The 4,136-nt window shown below is 28.6% G+C and carries 6 protein-coding genes; all 6 read right to left on the reverse strand.

The window, feature by feature from the left end:
* Positions 1–1,372 (reverse strand): AAA family ATPase (locus Q8777_RS02380; protein WP_318749468.1); only part of this gene is annotated, 1,372 nt, incomplete at its 3' end.
* A gap of 119 nt (positions 1,373–1,491) precedes the next feature.
* Positions 1,492–2,406, reverse strand: coding sequence for a hypothetical protein (locus Q8777_RS02385; RefSeq protein ID WP_318749469.1), 915 nt, complete (start codon positions 2,404–2,406; stop codon positions 1,492–1,494).
* A 9-nt stretch (positions 2,407–2,415) separates the two neighbouring features.
* On the reverse strand, positions 2,416–3,225 hold the full coding sequence (locus Q8777_RS02390) for a hypothetical protein (protein ID WP_318749470.1): 810 nt from the start codon (positions 3,223–3,225) through the stop codon (positions 2,416–2,418).
* A gap of 14 nt (positions 3,226–3,239) precedes the next feature.
* Entirely contained in the window at positions 3,240–3,521 is a 282-nt protein-coding gene (locus tag Q8777_RS02395; RefSeq protein ID WP_318749395.1) for a hypothetical protein, read from the reverse strand.
* A complete protein-coding gene (locus Q8777_RS02400; protein WP_318749394.1) occupies positions 3,521–3,934 on the reverse strand; it encodes a hypothetical protein in 414 nt (137 codons plus the stop codon). Before Q8777_RS02400 ends, Q8777_RS02395 begins: the two co-directional genes overlap by 1 nt.
* An 18-nt stretch (positions 3,935–3,952) precedes the next feature.
* The coding region (locus tag Q8777_RS02405) for a hypothetical protein (RefSeq protein ID WP_318749471.1) at positions 3,953–4,136 on the reverse strand (184 nt) is incomplete at its 5' end.

A 4,136-nucleotide genomic window follows, 5' to 3' on the forward strand; every position in this document is an offset into this window, starting at 1 on the left:
TAAACCCATCTAGTTTAGTTAAAAGATTATTAATAATATTTTGAGCAGTTTGATTGGTATTTTTGTCTTCTCGATTCGCTAAACCACTGATTTCATCAATAAAGATAATTGTTTTATCATGTGCTTCTGCTTCTTGCCAAATCTTTTCTAACTCTTCATTTCCTTCTCCCACATAAGTTTTATCTAACCGAGAAGGTTCAAATTCAATATAATGAACTCCTGTTTCTCCACATAAAGCTTGAATTAAATGACTTTTTCCTGTGCCAGGGGGACCATATAATAAAACCCCTGTTGGTTTTACATTTTGATAACCTAAAACGTGTTTAGGTGCTGTAAAGTAATGGATTAAGTCTGTGAATTGTTCTTTTTCTTCTGCCATCCCATAAACACTAGAGAAATCTTTTTTCTTTTTCTTAGCTGGTAAAGATTGATTCTTTTGGAGTGCTTCTACCATTTCTTGTAAAGTTTTAATTCTTTTTTCAAAAATAAAAAACTGACTTTCTAAGAAAAGACGATAATTGGTTAATTTATTTCTTTCTTCTTCGTCTTTTTGGTCTTGTAATAATTTTTGAATAGTTCTTTGATTAACTTCATTATAAGCGATTGCTTCTTCTAAATCTTTCATTTCTTCACTTAATGCTTGGAGTTTATTTCCAGTAGGAAGCTGGAAAGAAAGAGATTCATTGTCTTCTTTTTCTAAAGGAAGCAAGGGAATTTGTTTTCTTTCTTCCACTAAAAGAGTAGTTTTCTTTTCTATTTCTTCCTTTTTAGCTTTCAATTGGTTGATAATTTCTTTTTTTGCTTCTTTTTTTTGTTCTAACTTTTCTTTTTCTTGAGGAGACAAAGGAAGGGGGGGATTTTCTTTTAGTGTTGCTAAAGCTTCTTTTTTTTCTGTTATGACATTGTTTAATTGTGTTTTTTCTTCTTCTTTGAGATGAGTTTGTGTTGTTTGTTTTTCTAAAGTTTCTATTTCTGTTGTTAAAGCTTTTAGTTGATGATGATATCGTGTTTCTTTTTGTAAATCATTGTCTAGTTCTCTTATTTCTTGGTTGAGATTTTTAATTTGTTCTTCCCATCCTTTGATTAACACTAAATTAGTATCAATTTGTTTGGCTAAACTTTCATCTTGTGCTTTTCTTTGATTTCTGATTTCAATTTGTTGTTGGTTTTTAGCCTCTAAGACTTGTAAATGTTTTTTCACTTGTTCTAATTCTTGTTGAGTCGAAGGATCCAATGTTTGTTGTTTTTCTAAATTAGTTTGTTGATGAACATTTTTTTGTAAAATGATTCCACAACCAATGATTCCTAAAGTTAATAACCCAAGAAAACCAATCAAAAAAAAATATATTTTCGCTAACAAGGTCATTTTCATTCTTCCTTTCTTGTTTAATCCACATCATAATATAAAGTCCGATGTTGACCTGTTCTTTTTTCATATAAATCAATCTTTTTAAAAGATTAACAAGATCATTTCCATTCTTCCTTTCTTGTTTAATCCACATCATAATATAAAGTCCGATGTTGACCTGTTCTTTTTTCATATAAATCAATCTTTTTTAAAGAACGAATATGATTTGTCGACCATAAATAACCTTCCGATTGATAATTATAAAAAGGGAATTTTAACTCAAAATCATAATTAAAGATGACAAAAGGTTCTTCTATCTTTTGATTAATGGGATAAACGCCTACGACTTTATCTTTAATGATGTCTTTGATAATAATTTTATCAATGAAAAGATAACTCGGACCTCCGAAATTCGTTCCTTGCTCATAAATAATTTCTAAGTGATAATTTTCTGGTAAAAAAGGAAAAGAGGTTGGTGAAGGAGGTTTATTGAGACTCCAAAAGAAATATAAAGTTGTCGCACCATTTCCCATTTGTTTTAAATCTTCTAAAGTATAAGTATCATCTTTTCCTTCCCTTTTTCCACCTTCAAAAAAGGCTAAGAGAAAATGAGCAGGTGGTGGTTCTTTAATTCGAAATTGAAAGTTCACTTCTTTTTGTTGGTCAGAAGCGTTATATAATGCGTAAGAAAATTGATGTTCAAAATGATAAAGAGGAAAATGATAATTTAACCATCCCATTGCTTCTTTCATCCCTGTATGTTCTCCTAAATAAACATCATAAACGGCGAGTTCTTCTATTTGACCTTGTTTTTGAGGAAGAAGAGATTGATAATAAAATCTATCAATCGCAGAAGAAGAAGGTTGAAAAGAAGCAGATAAATATTGTTTTGGTTCTCTTTGAATTTGGACCTTTTCTGATGGGAGGTTGATTGATTGACCATCAACCTCTAATAAAATTAATTGTTCTCTTTTTTTTCTTTCTCCCCAAAGAAGAAGAAAGAACAAGAGATAACAACCCCAACTGAAAAGACAAACCCATTTTATTTTGGCAGTCATAACAAAACATTATTGCCACATTTCTAATTGAGCAGTTAATCTTTCTTTTTCAGCTTGGTAACAAGCTTGGATCGTTTCATCTGTTGTTTGTTCACTTTCTTTGGTTAAAGTTTCAATTCTGTTTCTGATTTGAATTTGATTACTTATTTTTTCTATTTCTTGGCCAAGCTTATCTCTTTTAGTTTCCAAGTTTTCTTTATCTTTCATTAAATTAGTTCTTTCTTGAGTTGTTAAGGAACTATTTTTTAATTTTTCAACAATCCCTTTTAAAATCTGTTCTAATTCCTCTTTTTCTTGCCACGCCTTCTCTTTTTCTTCTAAATAAAGCACTTCTTTTTCTTGTTTTAATTTTTCTTCCGTTAAAAAATGTTTTTCTGCTAAAGGGAGCTTGTCATTTATTTTTGAGTCTTTTTCTTTTAAGGCTTCTTTTAAGTGGAACAAATAAGTTTGGATATTCTTTTTTTGTTGATATGATCTTTCTTTTTTTTCTAAAAAAGTAATTATTTTTTGTAAATTTTCTTTTCCTTTAGGATCAGTTAAAGTTTTTAAGACTTCTTGATGATTGTTAATTTTATCTCTTAAGGTGAATGATGTTTCTTGTTCAGAAATAGTTTTATTATTGGATAATTTCTCATCTTCTTTTTTTGCTTCGAGATGACAAGGAACAATAATGGTAAATTGACGATGAGGATCCAAATAATAATAAAGTAAACTTAACCCTCCTATGATTGTTAATAAAATGACAAAAAAAGTCCATTTCTTTTTTTTACTACCACTATAACTTCTTTTTCCATTTTTATCAATTATTATTTTTTTCATTTTTTCTTTTCCTTTCAAATTTCATTTTCATTTGTTAGTTCTTTTTCTTCTAAAGAAAAAGAATCATTCTTTTTTTCCTCTTCTTTTTGAGAAGGATGAGGTTCTTGATGAACATTTAAATTTTGAATCCGCAAAGATAAATCTTTGACTTTTTTAGTTTCTATTGGAACATCTTTTTTTTCTTTTAGTTTTTCTTTTTCTTCATAAAAAGGAGGAAATAAATATTTACGAGCAAACATGATCACAATTAAATTAAAAGCACTTCCTAAAATAAAACCCAATGTAAAATTACTCATTATCCTTCTTCTCCTTGGTAATTTTTTCGCTTAGCATCTTTTTTTTGTATCATTTCTTTTAATTTTTCTATTTTCTTGTTTAATAGTTCTTCTTTTTGTTTGAAAAGAGTTTGTTTTTTTTCTAATTTCCACTGATGAGCGTTAATTTTCCTTTGAGCACGTTCATAATAAGCTAATCGTTTACGAGGTATCAAATAACAAATCGGCCAAAGAAGGAGTTGAATTCCTTTTTGAAAGATTTTTTTGACAAACCAAAAAAACCAATTAAACTTCCCTGTTAAGAAAAAATAAATAGAAAAATTGGTCATCATCCAATCCAAACGCCGATTTAAAATCTCTCGAACACTAAACCCTTTGAGCCATTCATAGAAAAAAGAAAAAAAATTAAAAAAAGGAACTAAAAACCACCACATCACTCTTTATCTCCTTTTTTATTCTTTTAAATGTTCTTTTAATTGTTTCAAAAGAGTTTCTAGTTGATGAAGAAGAGTTTGTTTTGGAGATAAAGAAACTTTTTTTGATTTTTTTTGAACCAAAGTCTTTGTTTTTAATTTGTTTTTTAGGGAGGAAGTTTTTTTTGAAACCAGAACTGCTTTAGTTTTTTTTGGTTGAATA

Origin of the sequence: Candidatus Phytoplasma stylosanthis (assembly GCF_032886435.1) — a bacterium.
Lineage (GTDB): Bacteria > Bacillota_I > Bacilli_A > Acholeplasmatales > Acholeplasmataceae > Phytoplasma > Phytoplasma stylosanthis.